This is a genomic window from Streptosporangium nanhuense (assembly GCF_059358815.1).
In genome coordinates this window covers 292,864-307,365 of the sequence record NZ_JCADBG010000002.1, presented here as the reverse complement: position 1 = coordinate 307,365, position 14,502 = coordinate 292,864, and the positions used below count along the sequence as shown (strand labels likewise).

The 14,502-nt window shown below is 70.9% G+C and carries 14 protein-coding genes; all 14 read right to left on the bottom strand.

The annotated features are described in order from the left end of the window. Window positions 1-7: 7 nt before the first annotated feature. Entirely contained in the window at window positions 8-925 is a 918-nt protein-coding gene (locus AC5L38_RS06285; protein WP_495241791.1) for a TIGR03619 family F420-dependent LLM class oxidoreductase, read from the bottom strand. 221 nt (window positions 926-1,146) lie between these two features. Then, a complete protein-coding gene (locus AC5L38_RS06280; RefSeq protein WP_495241790.1) occupies window positions 1,147-1,506 on the bottom strand; it encodes a type II toxin-antitoxin system VapC family toxin in 360 nt (119 codons plus the stop codon). 4 nt (window positions 1,507-1,510) lie between these two features. Then, window positions 1,511-1,792 (bottom strand): hypothetical protein, encoded by a 282-nt coding sequence (locus AC5L38_RS06275; RefSeq protein ID WP_495241789.1) that lies wholly within the window; start codon window positions 1,790-1,792, stop codon window positions 1,511-1,513. 143 nt (window positions 1,793-1,935) lie between these two features. Further along, window positions 1,936-3,123, bottom strand: coding sequence for a methionine adenosyltransferase (gene metK, locus AC5L38_RS06270; protein ID WP_495241788.1), 1,188 nt, complete (start codon window positions 3,121-3,123; stop codon window positions 1,936-1,938). 257 nt (window positions 3,124-3,380) lie between these two features. Then, the gene (locus AC5L38_RS06265; RefSeq protein WP_389906828.1) at window positions 3,381-3,749 is read right to left on the bottom strand and encodes a hypothetical protein; all 369 of its coding nucleotides are present in this window, start codon (window positions 3,747-3,749) and stop codon (window positions 3,381-3,383) included. 322 nt (window positions 3,750-4,071) lie between these two features. After that, window positions 4,072-5,304 (bottom strand): bifunctional phosphopantothenoylcysteine decarboxylase/phosphopantothenate--cysteine ligase CoaBC, encoded by a 1,233-nt coding sequence (gene coaBC, locus AC5L38_RS06260; protein WP_495241787.1) that lies wholly within the window; start codon window positions 5,302-5,304, stop codon window positions 4,072-4,074. 8 nt (window positions 5,305-5,312) lie between these two features. Continuing rightward, on the bottom strand, window positions 5,313-5,576 hold the full coding sequence (rpoZ, locus tag AC5L38_RS06255; protein WP_030909981.1) for a DNA-directed RNA polymerase subunit omega: 264 nt from the start codon (window positions 5,574-5,576) through the stop codon (window positions 5,313-5,315). A gap of 12 nt (window positions 5,577-5,588) precedes the next feature. Continuing rightward, window positions 5,589-6,161, bottom strand: coding sequence for a guanylate kinase (gmk, locus tag AC5L38_RS06250; protein WP_472747588.1), 573 nt, complete (start codon window positions 6,159-6,161; stop codon window positions 5,589-5,591). A 194-nt stretch (window positions 6,162-6,355) separates the two neighbouring features. Next, window positions 6,356-6,679: an integration host factor, actinobacterial type gene (mihF, locus tag AC5L38_RS06245; protein ID WP_030909986.1), complete on the bottom strand. Its 324-nt coding sequence runs from the start codon at window positions 6,677-6,679 to the stop codon at window positions 6,356-6,358. Between the two features lie 650 nt (window positions 6,680-7,329). Then, window positions 7,330-8,043: an orotidine-5'-phosphate decarboxylase gene (gene pyrF / locus AC5L38_RS06240; RefSeq protein WP_495241786.1), complete on the bottom strand. Its 714-nt coding sequence runs from the start codon at window positions 8,041-8,043 to the stop codon at window positions 7,330-7,332. After that, window positions 8,040-9,014 (bottom strand): dihydroorotate dehydrogenase, encoded by a 975-nt coding sequence (locus AC5L38_RS06235; protein WP_389906824.1) that lies wholly within the window; start codon window positions 9,012-9,014, stop codon window positions 8,040-8,042. The genes pyrF and AC5L38_RS06235 overlap by 4 nt, the downstream gene beginning before the upstream one ends. Further along, window positions 9,004-9,879: a dihydroorotate dehydrogenase electron transfer subunit gene (locus tag AC5L38_RS06230; RefSeq protein WP_436756973.1), complete on the bottom strand. Its 876-nt coding sequence runs from the start codon at window positions 9,877-9,879 to the stop codon at window positions 9,004-9,006. Before AC5L38_RS06230 ends, AC5L38_RS06235 begins: the two co-directional genes overlap by 11 nt. A gap of 26 nt (window positions 9,880-9,905) precedes the next feature. Beyond that, window positions 9,906-13,202, bottom strand: coding sequence for a carbamoyl-phosphate synthase large subunit (carB, locus tag AC5L38_RS06225; protein WP_495241785.1), 3,297 nt, complete (start codon window positions 13,200-13,202; stop codon window positions 9,906-9,908). Next, window positions 13,195-14,376 (bottom strand): glutamine-hydrolyzing carbamoyl-phosphate synthase small subunit, encoded by a 1,182-nt coding sequence (gene carA / locus AC5L38_RS06220; protein ID WP_495241784.1) that lies wholly within the window; start codon window positions 14,374-14,376, stop codon window positions 13,195-13,197. Before carA ends, carB begins: the two co-directional genes overlap by 8 nt. Window positions 14,377-14,502: the final 126 nt, after the last annotated feature.

Below are 14,502 nucleotides of genomic sequence, written 5' to 3'. Positions count from 1 at the left end.
GGCGAGCTCAGCCGGCGTGCAGCCTGGTGATGAGCTCATGCGCGACGTCCATGAACTGATCGCGCGAGGACGTCGTCGTCTGCAGGTCGACGAACGCCTCGTGGGCACCGGCCTCGGCGAGGGTCAGCAAGTAGTCACCGATCTGCCGCACGGTTCCGGCGTGCGGTACCTGGTCGTCGGGCGCGGGAGAATCGGTGATCTTCGGATTGACGCGCACCACCATTCGCAGGGCCGACGGGTCCCGCTCGACGCGTGCCGCGGCCTGCAGCGCCATATCCCACAGGGAGGTCAGATAGGGCATGGGTATCGCCGCGCTCAGCCAGCCGTCGGCCCGCCTGCCGATCCTCTCCATGGACGAGGGCGTGTAACCGGCGAGCAGGATCGGGGGGCGCGGCCGCTGGAAGGGCTTGAGGTCGATGTGCGACGGCGGCACGGTCCACAGCGTGCCCTTGTGCTCGACAACCTCACTGCTCCAGGCGGCCTCCATCACGTCGAGCGTCTCTTCGAGCCGGTCTCCCCTTCCCTGCCAGGGCACCCCGGTCGCGGTGTATTCGTCACGCAGCCATCCGAGACCGATGCCGACGTCCAGCCGTCCGTGGCTGAGCAGGTCGAGCGAGGTCAGCATGCGGGCGAGCAGGACCGGCGGTTGCCACAGCGCGTTGAGCGTGCTGGTTCCCAGCCGGACCTCCCGAGTACTGACGGCGGCCAGCGTCAATGCGGTCAGCGGGTCGAAGAACGTCGCGAAGGCCGGAGGGATCTCGCCGTCTCCTCCCGGGTAGGGATCGCTGGGTGCGAGCGGCACCATGATCCGATCCCCCGCCCACAGGCTGCTGTAACCCATGGCCTCCAGATCCGTGCTGGCCTGCCGGATGAAATCCGGGTCGGCGAAGGCGCCGTACTGCGGGACTGTATATCCGATCTGCATGGGATGCTCCTTGATACTTCGCCATGGAAAGCCGGGGGGAACCGAGGCGCGTATTGCGTACGCGTCTCGATACCCGGACGCCCCCGGCCTAACGTCCAGGGAGACGTTAGGCGACACCCCTTGGACATGATTTGCAACCGGGTTGGAGCATGGCCTCCGGGCCCTAGAAGCCCAGTCAAGACCTTGCTGTGATGTCTCCTCGGGGCACGTTCCCCGGTCTTCTAGACGGAGGTGAAACCAAGTCCTGCGGTGGCGAGGTGCATGGCGTCGAGCGCATGAATGGCATGGGTGTGGACGATCTCCACCGCCCGGCGTTCCACGGCGTCACGCGGAGCGCTCAGCAACGTGACCGGGCCGTTCTCTCCAAGGTCTGCCGCCAGTATGGCAAGCCTGGTGTCCAGTTCCAGCAGTCGCCTGGCACGAGAGGCACGGACCAGCACCCCGGTCACCTCCACCACGGTCAGGGTGCTCGTGACGAGGAGGTGTTCGGGGTCTTCGAGGAGGTTCCTGGCCCGGTCGTGACCGGGTTCGTCGCGGAGGTAGGCGCAGGCCAGGACCGAGGAGTCGACGTAGGTGAGCACGGGGTCAGCGGCCTTCCGCCCAGAGGTCGCCGAGGACCGGTCCCACGCCCTCGGTGGCCGCGAGCGCACGCTCCCGGTCGGCTTCGGTCACGGGAGGAGAGGGGCGGCGCTCGGCAAGCACCCCGAGCCTTCGCGCTCGGGCGCGAAGTTCCGCCCGGGCGTCCAGCGCCTCGTCGGAGACGCCGTGGGCGAGGATCTCCCCGGCGGTCGCGTTGATGGAGCGGCCGGTGCGGCGGGCCCTTCGCGTTATACGTTGATGAAGATCGTCATCGACGATATCAATCAAAGCCTTGAAAGATATCACCCATTGTCGAGGGACACACTTCGGCGGTCGTGATCCGGTATCCCGCCGGGCGAGATGAGGCCGGAAACGCGAACGGCCCCCGTGAAGGAGATCACGGGGGCCGTTCGGGAAAGACGCGGTGCGGGTCAGAGACCGGCGGCGCTGCGCAGGGCGTCGGCGCGGTCGGTGGACTCCCAGGAGAAGCCCTCGCGGCCGAAGTGACCGTACGCGGAGGTGCCCGAGTAGATCGGGCGGAGCAGGTCGAGGTCGCGGATGATCGCGGCCGGACGCAGGTCGAAGACCTCCAGCACGGCCTGCTGGATCTTCTCGACGTCGGTCTTCTCGGTGCCGAAGGTCTCGACGAACACGCCGACCGGGTGGGCCTTGCCGATGGCGTAGGCGACCTGGACCTCGGCGCGGTCGGCCAGACCGGCGGCCACGATGTTCTTGGCGACCCAGCGCATGGCGTAGGCGGCCGAGCGGTCGACCTTGGACGGGTCCTTGCCGGAGAAGGCGCCGCCGCCGTGGCGGGACATGCCGCCGTAGGTGTCGACGATGATCTTGCGACCGGTCAGGCCGGCGTCGCCCATGGGGCCGCCGATCTCGAAGCGGCCGGTCGGGTTGACCAGGAGGCGGTAGCCCTCGGTGGCGATCTCCAGGCCGGCCAGGACCGGGTCGACCACGTGCTCCTTGATGTCGGGAGCGAGCATCTCCTTGAGGTCGATCTCGGCCGCGTGCTGGGTGGAGACCACCACGGTGTCGAGCCGGACGGGCTTGTCGCCGTCGTACTCGACCGTGACCTGGGTCTTGCCGTCGGGACGCAGGTAGGGCACCGTGCCGTCCTTGCGGACCTGCGACAGGCGCTCGGCGAGGCGGTGCGCCAGCTGGATCGGCAGCGGCATCAGCTCGGGGGTCTCGCGGCAGGCGTAGCCGAACATCAGGCCCTGGTCGCCGGCACCCTGGCGGTCGAACTCGTCGCCGGCCTCGCCCTCGCGGTTCTCGTAGGCGTCGTCGACACCCTGGGCGATGTCGGGCGACTGCGCCCCGATGGACACCGACACGCCGCAGGAGGCGCCGTCGAAGCCCTTGTGCGAGGCGTCGTAGCCGATCTCAAGGATCTTCTCCCGGATGAGACCGGGAATGTCGACGTAGGTCTCCGTCGTCACCTCTCCGGCGACGTGGACCTGGCCGGTGGTGATCAGTGTCTCGACCGCGACACGGCTCTTGGGGTCACCCTTGAGCATGGCGTCGAGAATCGCGTCACTGATCTGGTCGGCGATCTTGTCCGGGTGGCCCTCTGTGACCGACTCGGAGGTGAAAAGGCGACGGGACAAGTCAGTGGCTCCTCATGCAGCGGCTGCTGGCGTCTGGGGGCTCTGGCGTCGGCGGACGCCAGTAGCGCTCCGCGAATTCTAGCCCCACCTGATGTGGAGCCGCGAAATCGTCTCAGATCATGTCACCTTAAAGTCTCAGATCACGTACGGGAAAGAACCTCCGCTCACCGAGATCCGGGCCGGGGCCGCGTGTGCCCGCGACGCGAGGAGGGCTCGAACGCGGCACAAACGAAAATCACACTAAAGCGGAAATTAGCTCACAAATCGGGCAGAGGGTCCGGAGGGAGCGTCTCGGGGGCGAAGACCTCGGCGTCGGCGGCGGCGACCACCGCGGCGTACTCCTCGTCGATCTCGAAGACCATGCCGCCGAACTCGATGGCCGCGCCCGCGGAGAACTCCAGGGGGCCGAGCCGGGTGCGCCGGGAGTGGGTGGCGTACACCGAGGTCGGCGCGTCGCGGTCGAAGAACTTGGTGGACAGCACGCAGATGGTGCGGTCGGTGACCACGATGAGGAAGGTCGCCATGACCGGGGTTCCCACCGACAGCGCGGGCAGGACGTAGTGGATCTCTTCACCCGGAGGGAGCAGCGCCCGGCATCGAGCCCTGACGGCGGCGGCGACCGGCATGATCGGAACCCCTCCCAGCCGCGACAACGCAGGTCATCTCGGAGGCAGTATCCGCCGGGAGACGGCCCGCGGCAAGTGCCGGGAACCCACCGGATCCGGCCCATGGCGAGTGGTCGGGACCCGCCGGGAGACGACCTGCGGCAAGCGGTCAGGATCCGTTGAGGACGACCTGCGGCAAGCGGTCAGGATCCGTTGAGGACGACCTGCGGCAAGCGGTCAGGGTTCGTCGAAGGACGACCTGCGGCGAGCGGCCAGGACCCGCCGGAGCCGGCCCACCGCAAGAAATGGCCGGGACCCGCCGGGAGGCGCCCGCGGCGAGTGGTCAGGCCAGGCGCGCGGCGACGAGGTCCCAGACCGTGTCGGCCAGGGCCTCCTTGGGGCCGCGGGGGATGTCGACCGGCTCCCCGTCGGCGACCAGGACCACGGCCGCGTTGTCGGGCGTGCCGAAGGCGAGGCCGTCACCGACCTGGTTGACCACGAGCAGGTCGCAGCCCTTGCGGGCGAGCTTGGCCCGCCCGTTGGCGAGCACGTCGTCGGTCTCGGCCGCGAATCCCGCGATCACCCGTGGGTACGGCTTGAGACCTTCGCGGCGCCGCTCACCCAGCTCAGCCAGGATGTCGGGATTTTTCACGAGATGGATGGCGTCAGGCTCGCCGGCGGTCTTCTTGATCTTCGATCCGCTCCGCGCCGAGGGCCGGAAGTCGGCGACGGCGGCGGCCATGACCACGGCGTCGGCGCCCTCCACCGCGTCGAGCACGGCGGTGCGCAGCTCCAGGGCCGACTCGACCCGGACGACCCTGGCCCCCGCCGGGTCGGGCAGGGCGACGTTGGCGGCCACCAGGGTGACCTCGGCACCGCGGGCGACGGCCGTGCGGGCCAGCGCGTAGCCCTGCAGGCCCGAGGAGCGGTTGCCGATGAAGCGGACCGGGTCGATGGCCTCGCGGGTGCCTCCCGCGGAGATCACCAGGCGCCGCCCCGCCAGGTCGGCGGGGCGTCCGGCGATGACACGGCGGCAGACCTCGAAGATCTCCTTCGGGTCCGGAAGCCGGCCGGGGCCGGTGTCGGCGCCGGTCAGGCGGCCCACGGCGGGGTCGACGACGATCGAGCCGCGCTCGCGGAGCGTGGCCACGTTGGCGCGGGTCGCGGGGTGCTCCCACATCTCGGTGTGCATCGCCGGGGCGAACACCACCGGGCAGCGCGCGGTGAGCAGGGTGTTGGTCAGCAGGTCGCCGGCCAGCCCGTGGGCGGCCTTGGCGAGCACGTCGGCGGTGGCCGGCGCGACGACCACCAGGTCGGCGCCCTGCCCGATGCGGACGTGCGGCACCTCGTGCACGGACTCCCAGACGTCGGTCGTGACCGGGTTGCCGGACAGCGCGGCCCAGGTCGGCTCGCCGACGAAACGGAGCGCCTCCCTGGTCGGGACCACGCGCACGTCGTGGCCCGACTCGGTGAACAGGCGCAGCAGCTCGCACGCCTTGTAGGCGGCGATGCCCGCGCTCACACCGAGGACGACCCTGGGTCTGCCGGGAGACCCGGCTTCTTCTGGGGCCCGCACGAGGTGGTTCAGCCCTCGATCGGCTCGGAGGTCAGCAGGCCCTCGCTGACCTCGCGCAGCGCGATGGACAGCGGCTTCTCCTGCGCGTGGGTCTCGACGAGCGGGCCGACGTACTCCAGCAGGCCCTCGCCGAGCTGGGAGTAGTAGGCGTTGATCTGACGCGCCCGCTTGGAGCCGAAGATCACGAGACTGTACTTGCTGTCGACGATGTCGAGCAGGGCGTCGATCGATGGGTTGGTGATGCCTTCGGAGTAGGCGGCGCTGGTTGCCACGTGTGATTTCCCCTAGCTAGGTGAACGTCCGAGGCGCGAATCCTCGGGAGCATCAGCCAACAAGGCTATCAGCCGATGGCATACGCCCTGGACGGACGTGTTGACGAGTGTCAGGTCGAACTCCTGCTCGGCCGCCATCTCGATCCGGCCGGCCGCCAGGCGGCGGGCGATGACGTCCTCGGGCTCGGTGCCCCGGCCGCGCAGGCGCTTCTCCAGCTCTCCCCAGGTCGGGGGGGCCAGGAAGACCAGCAGCGCCTCGGGCATGGTCGCGCGGACCTGCCTGGCGCCCTGGAGGTCGATCTCCAGCAGCGTGGGCACCCCGGCGTCGAGCTTCTCGATCACGGGGCCGCGCGGGGTTCCGTACCGGTTGCCGGCGAACTCGGCCCATTCCAGCAGCTCGCCCGAGGCGGCGAGGCGGTCGAACTCCTCGTCGTCGGCGAAGAAGTACTCGACGCCGTGGGTCTCCCCCGGACGGGGTTTCCTGGTGGTCACCGAGACCGACAGCCACACCTCGGGGTGTGCCCGCCGAAGCTCGGCGACGACCGTGGACTTGCCGACGCCCGACGGCCCGGACAGGACCGTCAGGCGCTTGCCGGCCGGGAGTCCGGGGAAGGCTCGCGCCCCCTCCGGACCTCCGGCTGGGGATGTGAAGCGACCGGCCCCGCCCTCGGCGGTTGCCTCCGGAGTCCGGCTCTCGCCGGACCACGACGTTGCGGTCACTCCAAACCCCCCGTGATGCCGTCCCCCATGCGGGGCGAGCGTGGTCGTATGAACCGAGACTAGCTCTCGGCCCCGCCGAACTCACGCTCGAGCGAAGCTCGCTGGTTCGTACCCAGGCCCCGCACGCGGCGGGACTCTGCGATTCCAAGCCGCTCCATGAGCTGCTTGGCGCGGACCTTGCCCACGCCGGGAAGCGACTCGAGAAGGGCCGAAACCTTCATCTTGCCGATGACGTCGTCGGCCTGCCCGTCTTTGAGCACCTCAGCCAGAGAGACCGCACCGTGCTTCAGGCGGTTCTTCACCTCGGCACGCTCTCGGCGGGCCTTGGCAGCCTTCTCTAGGGCTGCGGCGCGCTGCTCAGGGGTAAGGGGAGGAAGAGCCACGCCGGGTCACCTCGAATTTCCTGTCGATGTACTCGGACGGGAAGGGAAACTAGCTGGTCATGGCGCTTCAAGCAACGTCAAGGCCACTTTATCCCCCTAGAAAATCTACTTCGTGACTTTCCGTGCTTGCCACATCGCTCTACGTTGACGAAACTGCCCTCAACGCCGAGTTTTCAGGGGTTGTCTCACCCGCGACGCCCGGCGCTCCCCGGCGTCCCCTCACACGCGAAACCGGGTGGTTCCCGGCGTTACCCCACCCGCGACGCCCGCGGCCCCGGACCGCGCCGCGCGCGGCGCCCCACGGGCCTCCGGGGCGCGCCACCCGCGACACCCGCGGCCTCTGGACCGTGCCACGCGCGGCGCTCCACGGCTCCGGGGCGCGCCACACCTGACGCCGAACGGGTTTCCGGACCGCATCACGCGCGGTGCCGAACGGGTTTCCGGACCGCATCACGCGCGGCGCCCGACAGGTTTCCGGACCGCGTCACACGCGACGCCCGGCAAGCACCACGTGCGGCGCCCTACGGCTTCCGGGCCGCACCGGACATGACGCCCGACAGGTTCACACGCGGCGCCCCGTGGCGCCCCGTGGCGCCACGCGGCTCTCCGGGGCGCGCCACGCGCGGCGCCCGGCGGGTTTCCGGACCGCGTCAGGCACTCCGGCCCGAGGCGGCGGAGACGCGCCTGAGGGCGGCGGCGATGCCCGCGGCCGTCGCGCCGGGGTCGGCGGAGCCGGTGATCGGGCGGCCGATCACGAGAAGGTCGGCCCCGTCGGCCAGCGCCTGCTCGGGAGTCGCTACTCTTGCCTGGTCCTGGCTCGCGGCGCCGGCGGGGCGGACGCCGGGGGTGATGAGGGTGATGCCGGGCCCGACCTCGGCGCGCACCGCGGCGACCTCGCGCGGCGAGCAGACGAGGGCCTGGGCGCCCGCGGCGACGGCCAGCGCCGACAGGCGGCGCACGGCGTCCTCGGCGGGGCCGTTGACGCCCATCTGCTCCAGGTCGGCCTCCGAGAGCGAGGTGAGCAACGTCACCGCCGCGATCTGGGTGTTGGGCATGGCCTCCACGGCCGCCCGGATCATCGCGGGGCCGCCGGTGGCGTGCACGGTCAGGATGGCGGGCTTGAGGCGCGCCACGGCCCTGGCGGCGCCCGCGACGGTGTTGGGGATGTCGTGGAGCTTCAGGTCCAGGAAGACCCGCACCCCGCTCGCCCCCCGGACGGAGGCGATCACGTCGGGGCCGTAGCGGAGATAGAGTTCCAGCCCGACCTTGACGGTCGTGACGTGCGGGGTCACCAAGCTCGCCCAGTGGGCCGCGGTCTCGAGGTCTGGCGCGTCGAGGGCGACGGCGATGGGTGCGGGCGTCACAGGGAACTCTCCTCAAGATCTATCCGGTGCCGGGAGGACGCCCCCGGCGGGCGGTGGGCCAGTCCGACCGCGTCGGCCAGCCGGTGGAACCCCCGGGCCGCCAGGATCTCCTCCAGCTCGCGGAGGATGCGCAGGCAGGCGTAGGGGTCGTGGAACAGCGCCGTCCCCACGGCGACGACGCAGGCGCCGGCGAGGATGAGCTCGAAGGCGTCCCTGCCGGTCAGCACGCCGCCCATGCCGATGATGGGCACGCTGGGCAGGGCCGCGTGGACCTGCCACACGCAGCGTACGGCCAGCGGGCGGATGGCCGGTCCCGACAGGCCGCCGGTGACGGCCGCGAGGGCGGGGCGCATGGCCTCGGTGTCGATGCTCATGCCGAGCGGGTTGTTGATCATCGAGAGCGCGTCGGCGCCGCCGTCCACGCACGCGCGGGCGACGCTCACGATGTCCACGACGTCCGGCGAGAGCTTGGCCACCACGGGCACGTCGTAGCGCATGACCGAGCGCACCGAGGCGATCACCTCGGCGGAGGCCGCGCCGTCGCGGGCGAAGACCCTGCCCCGGTCCTCGATGTTGGGACACGACAGGTTGACCTCCACCGCGGTGACGCCGGGCGCGTCGGTGAGCCTGCGGGCCAGCGCGGTGTACTCGGCCACGGTGCCGCCGCCGATGGACACCACGGTCCGCACGCCCCGCTGGGCCAGCCAGGGCAGCTCGCGCTCCAGGAAGGCGTCCACGCCCGGCCCCTGCAGCCCGACGGCGTTGAGCATGCCCGAGGGCGTCTCGGCCATCCTGGGGGTCGGGCGGCCCGCCCTGGGGGCCATCGTGATCGATCGGGTGGTCAGCGCGCCGATCCTGGCCAGGTCGAAGAACTGGGCCAGCTCCGAGCCCGACGCCGCGCACCCGGCGGCCGTGGTGACGGGGTTGACCAGCTCCACGTGCCCCAGGTACGTCCGCATGTCAACCGGCATTCCGCGTTCCCCCACCGGGCGCTCCCAGCGCGTCGAACGGGATCGTCCCGACGTCGTCGAAGCGGACGCGCTCGCCCCTGAAGACCGGTCCTTCGACGCACGAGCGCACCATCCGGGTTACACCGTCGTCGCCGATGACCGGGAGCACGCACGTCATGCACACGCCGATCCCGCACGCCATGCCCTCCTCGACGGCCACCTGGACGGGGATGTCGAACTCGACCGCCACCGCGGTGACGCCGCGCAGCACCGGCATCGGGCCGCAGGCGTAGACGGCGTCGGCCCGCACGTCGGCGATCACCCCGGGCAGCACGTCGGTCACCCGGCCGCGCATGCCAAGGGAGCCGTCCTCGGTGGTCAGCGTGGTGGTCTCCCCCATCCTCCTGGCGCGCAGGGCGCCGAACACCCGGTCGGCGGAGACCCCGCCGAGGACGAAGTCGACGCGGCAGCCGCGCCCCTGGAGGGCGTCGGCCACGGTGAACAGCGTCGCCGAGCCGTGCTCGGCGCCGACCAGGACGCAGGTCACCGGATCCCTGGGCAGCGGGAACGGGCGGCCGAGCGGGCCCACCAGGTCGAGGGTGTCGCGGGCGCGGCGCTCGGCCAGCCAGGCCGTGCCCGGACCCCGTACGGAGAAGACGAACTCGACCGTGCCGCCGTAGTCGGGCTTGACGTCGTGGACGAAGAAGGCGCGGCGCGTCAGCATCGACGTCCGCGCCCCGCCGACGGCCACCCCGACGAAGTGGCCCGGCCGGAAGCGCTCGGCGATGCCGGGCGCCACCACGGTCAGCGCATGGTAGGCGTCGACGCGGCGCGTCGTCAGCACCGTGCCGGTCACCTGTACCGGAGTAACAGGCGTCTCCCTCACCTCCGCTAAGGCACCGGCCCCGCTCCTCAGCCGCTCCGCAAACGCTTCGCGTGCTCCTGGAGGGACCGTACGCCGATGTCGCCGCGGACGATCGCCTGGATGCCCTGTACGGCCGCGGCGAGTCCCTGGACGGTGGTGATGCAGGGGATGGCGCGCAGCACGGCGGCGGTGCGGATCTCGTAGCCGTCCAGGCGCGGCCCCGCCTGGCCGGGGCTGCCGAAGGGGGTGTTGACGATGAGGTCCACCTCCCCGTCCAGGATGCGCCGGACGATGGTCTGCTCGCCCTCGGGGCCGGTCCCCTCGCTGTGCTTGCGCACGATCTTGGCATGGACGCCGTTGCGGCGCAGTACTTCGGCGGTGCCCTCGGTGGCGAGGATCTCGAACCCGAGGTCGGCGAGGGCCTTCACCGGGAAGATCATCGCGCGTTTGTCGCGGTTGGCCACCGAGACGAACGCCCGGCCCTTGGTGGGCAGCGAGCCGTAGGCGGCGGCCTGCGACTTGGCGTAGGCGGTGCCGAAGAACTCGTCGATCCCCATGACCTCGCCGGTAGAGCGCATCTCGGGGCTGAGCACGATGTCCACGCCGCGGAAGCGGTTGAAGGGCAGCACGGCCTCCTTGACCGCGATGGGCGCGTCCAGCGGCATGGTGCCGCCGTCGCCGGTCGCGGGCAGCAGGCCCTCGGCGCGCAGGTCCGCCACCGTGGCGCCCATCATCACCCGGGCCGCCGCCTTGGCCAGCGGCACCGCCGTGGCCTTGGAGACGAACGGGATCGTCCGGCTGGCGCGGGGGTTGGCCTCCAGCACGTACAGGATGTTGGCCGACATGGCGTACTGCACGTTGAGCAGGCCGCGCACGCCCACCCCCCTGGCGATGGCCTCGGTGGCGGCGCGGATGCGCTTGATGTCGTGGCCGCCCAGCGTCATCGGCGGCAGCGAGCACGCCGAGTCGCCGGAGTGGATGCCGGCCTCCTCGATGTGCTCCATCACGCCGCCGAGGTAGAGCTCCTCGCCGTCGAACAGGGCGTCGACGTCGATCTCCACGGCCTCGTCGAGGAACTTGTCCACCAGCACCGGGTGGTCGCTGGCCGCGCCCGCCTTGGCCATGTAGGCGGCCAGGGTGTCGTCGTCGTAGACGATGGCCATGCCGGCGCCGCCCAGCACGTAGGAGGGGCGCACCAGCACCGGGTAGCCGATCTCGGCGGCGATGGCCAGCGCCTCGTCCTCCGTCACCGCGACACCGTGCTTGGGCGCGGGCAGGCCCGCCTCGGCGAGGACCCTGCCGAACGCGCCGCGCTCCTCGGCGAGGTGGATCGACTCGGGCGAGGTGCCGACGATCGGGACGCCCGCGTCCTTGAGCGACTGGGCCAGGCCGAGCGGGGTCTGGCCGCCGAGCTGGACGATGACGCCCACCACGGGACCGGTCTGCTGCTCGGCGTGGACGACCTCCAGGACGTCCTCCAGGGTGAGCGGCTCGAAGTAGAGGCGGTCGGAGGTGTCGTAGTCGGTGGAGACCGTCTCGGGGTTGCAGTTGACCATGACGGTCTCGTAGCCGGCGGCCGACAGCTCGAAGGAGGCGTGCACGCACGCGTAGTCGAACTCGATGCCCTGGCCGATCCTGTTGGGCCCCGAGCCGAGGATGAGGACCTTGGGACGCTCCCCGTAGGGGACCTCGGTCTCCTCGTCGTAGGTGGAGTACAGGTAGGGGGTCTGGGCGGCGAACTCGGCGGCGCAGGTGTCGACGGTGTTGTAGACCGGGCGGACGCCGAGCGCGTGGCGCAGGTCGCGCACCCGCGGCTCGGTCATGCCGCGCAGCTCGGCGATCTGCGCGTCGCTGAAGCCGAACCGCTTGACCCGGGTCAGCACCTCGGCGGTCAGCTGCGGCGCGTCGCGCAGCTCGGCGGCCACCTCGTCGATCTCGATGAGCTGGTCGAGGAACCAGGGGTCGACGGAGGTCGCCTCCGACAGCTCCGCGAGCGTGGCCCCGGCGCGGACGGCCTGCTGCATGGTGAACAGGCGCCCGTCGTGCGGGACCCGGCAGGCGGCCAGGAGCTCGTCCTTGTCGCCCGGCTCCCCGGCCCAGGTGAAGGAGGCGCCCTTCTTCTCCAGCGAGCGCAGCGCCTTCTGCAGGGCCTCGGGGAAGGACCTGCCGATCGCCATGGCCTCGCCCACCGACTTCATGTGGGTGGTGAGGGTCTGGTCGGCCCCGGCGAACTTCTCGAACGCGAACCTCGGCACCTTGACCACGATGTAGTCGAGCGAGGGCTCGAAGGACGCCGGGGTCTCCTTGGTGATGTCGTTGGGGATCTCGTCCAGGGTGTAGCCGATGGCCAGCTTGGCGGCGATCTTCGCGATCGGGAAGCCGGTGGCCTTGGACGCGAGCGCCGAGGAGCGCGAGACGCGGGGGTTCATCTCGATGACGACCATGCGGCCGGTGCGCGGGTCGACGGCGAACTGGATGTTGCAGCCGCCGGTGTCGACGCCGACCTCGCGGATGACCGCGATGGCCACGTCGCGCATGTTCTGGTACTCGCGGTCGGTCAGCGTCAGGGCGGGGGCCACGGTGACGCTGTCGCCGGTGTGCACGCCCATCGGGTCGATGTTCTCGATCGAGCAGACGATCACCACGTTGTCGGCCCGGTCGCGCATGACCTCCAGCTCGTACTCCTTCCAGCCGATAATGGACTCCTCCAGGAGCACCTCGGTGGTCGGCGAGGCGTCGAGGCCCGCGCCGGCGATGCGGCGCAGCCCCTCCTCGTCGTGCGCGAAGCCCGAGCCGACCCCGCCCATGGTGAAGGAGGGCCGCACCACCAGCGGGTAGCCCAGCTCGCCGGCGGCGGCCAGGCACTCGTCCATGGTGTGGCAGACGAACGAGCGGGCCGACTCGGCGTTGAGGCCGCGCTCGGCGGCGACCTTGGCCACGATGCCCTTGAACAGCTCGCGGTTCTCGCCCGCCTGGATGGCGTCGACGTCGGCGCCGATCAGCTCGACGTCGTAGCGCTCCAGGACCCCGGCCTCGTACAGGGAGATCGCGGTGTTGAGCGCGGTCTGCCCGCCCAGGGTGGGCAGCAGCGCGTCGGGCCGCTCCTTGGCGATGATCTTCTCGACGATGTCGGGGGTGATGGGCTCGACGTAGGTGGCGTCGGCGAACTCGGGGTCGGTCATGATCGTCGCCGGGTTGCTGTTGACGAGGATCACGCGGAAGCCCTCGGCGCGCAGCACGCGGCAGGCCTGGGTGCCCGAGTAGTCGAACTCGCAGGCCTGGCCGATCACGATCGGCCCTGAGCCGATCACCATGATCGACTGGATGTCCGTGCGCTTAGGCACCCTTGCTTCCCTCCGTACTCGTACTCGCGCTCGCGCTGGTGTTAGCGCTCACTCCACCGACCGTTCCCCGCTCGCCCGCCATCAACGCGCAGAAGTCGTCGAACAGGCCGGCCGAGTCGTGCGGGCCCGCCGCGGCCTCGGGGTGGTACTGGACGCTGAACGCCGGGCGCTCCAGCAGCCGCAGCCCCTCGACGCAGTCGTCGTTGAGGTTGACGTGGCTGACCTCCGCCCGCCCGTACGGCGTGTCGAACGCGCCCTCCAGCGGCGCCCGCACGGCGAAGCCGTGGTTGTGCGCGGAGATCTCCACCTTGCCGGTGCCCCGGTGCTGCACCGGCTGGTTGACACCCCGGTGGCCGTAGCGCAGCTTGTAGGTGCCCAGCCCCAGCGCCCGGCCGAAGAGCTGGTTGCCGAAGCAGATGCCGAAGAACGGCACGCCGGCGTCGAGGACGCCGCGAAGCGCCTCGACCGGGCCGTCGGCGGTGGCCGGGTCGCCCGGGCCGTTGGAGAAGAACACCCCGTCGGGACCGAGCGCGAGGATCTCCTCGGCGGTGACGGAGGCGGGCAGCACGTGCACCTCGCAGCCGCGCTCGGCCATCCGGTGCGGCGTCATCGCCTTGATGCCGAGGTCGACGGCGGCCACGGTGAACCGCTTGGGACCGATCGCGGGCACGACGTACGGCTTGGGGGTGGAGACCGCCCCGGCCAGGTCGGCGCCCTCCATCGCGGGGCTGTCCAGCACCCGCTCCAGCAGCTCCTCGACCGGCGCCAGGGCCTTGCCGGAGAACACCCCGGCCCGCATCGCCCCCCGCTCCCGCAGGTGGCGGGTGAGGGCGCGGGTGCCGGTGATGGCGATGCCGACGACGCCCTGCTCCCTGAGGTAGTCGTCCAGGGAACGGTTGGAGCGCCAGCTGGAGGCCGTCCTGGCGGGCTCGCGGACCACGTATCCGGCCACCCACACCCGCGACGACTCCGGATCCTCGTCGTTGACCCCGGTGTTCCCGATGTGGGGCGCGGTCATCGCGACGATCTGGCGGTGGTACGACGGGTCGGTCAGCGTCTCCTGGTAGCCGGTCATCCCGGTGTTGAAGACCATCTCGCCGAAGGTCTCGCCCTCGGCGCCGTAGGGGGTCCCGCGGAAGACGCGGCCGTCTTCCAGCACTAGCACTGCGGTCACTCACACACCCCGATCAATCTCGGTTACAGCTCCGCAAAGTATGAAATATCCGGCATATTGGGTCGCCGTCCCCCCGGCGAGCGGGACACCTCCGCGTCCCGAGGGGGTCCCGGGGGCCGCAGGGGT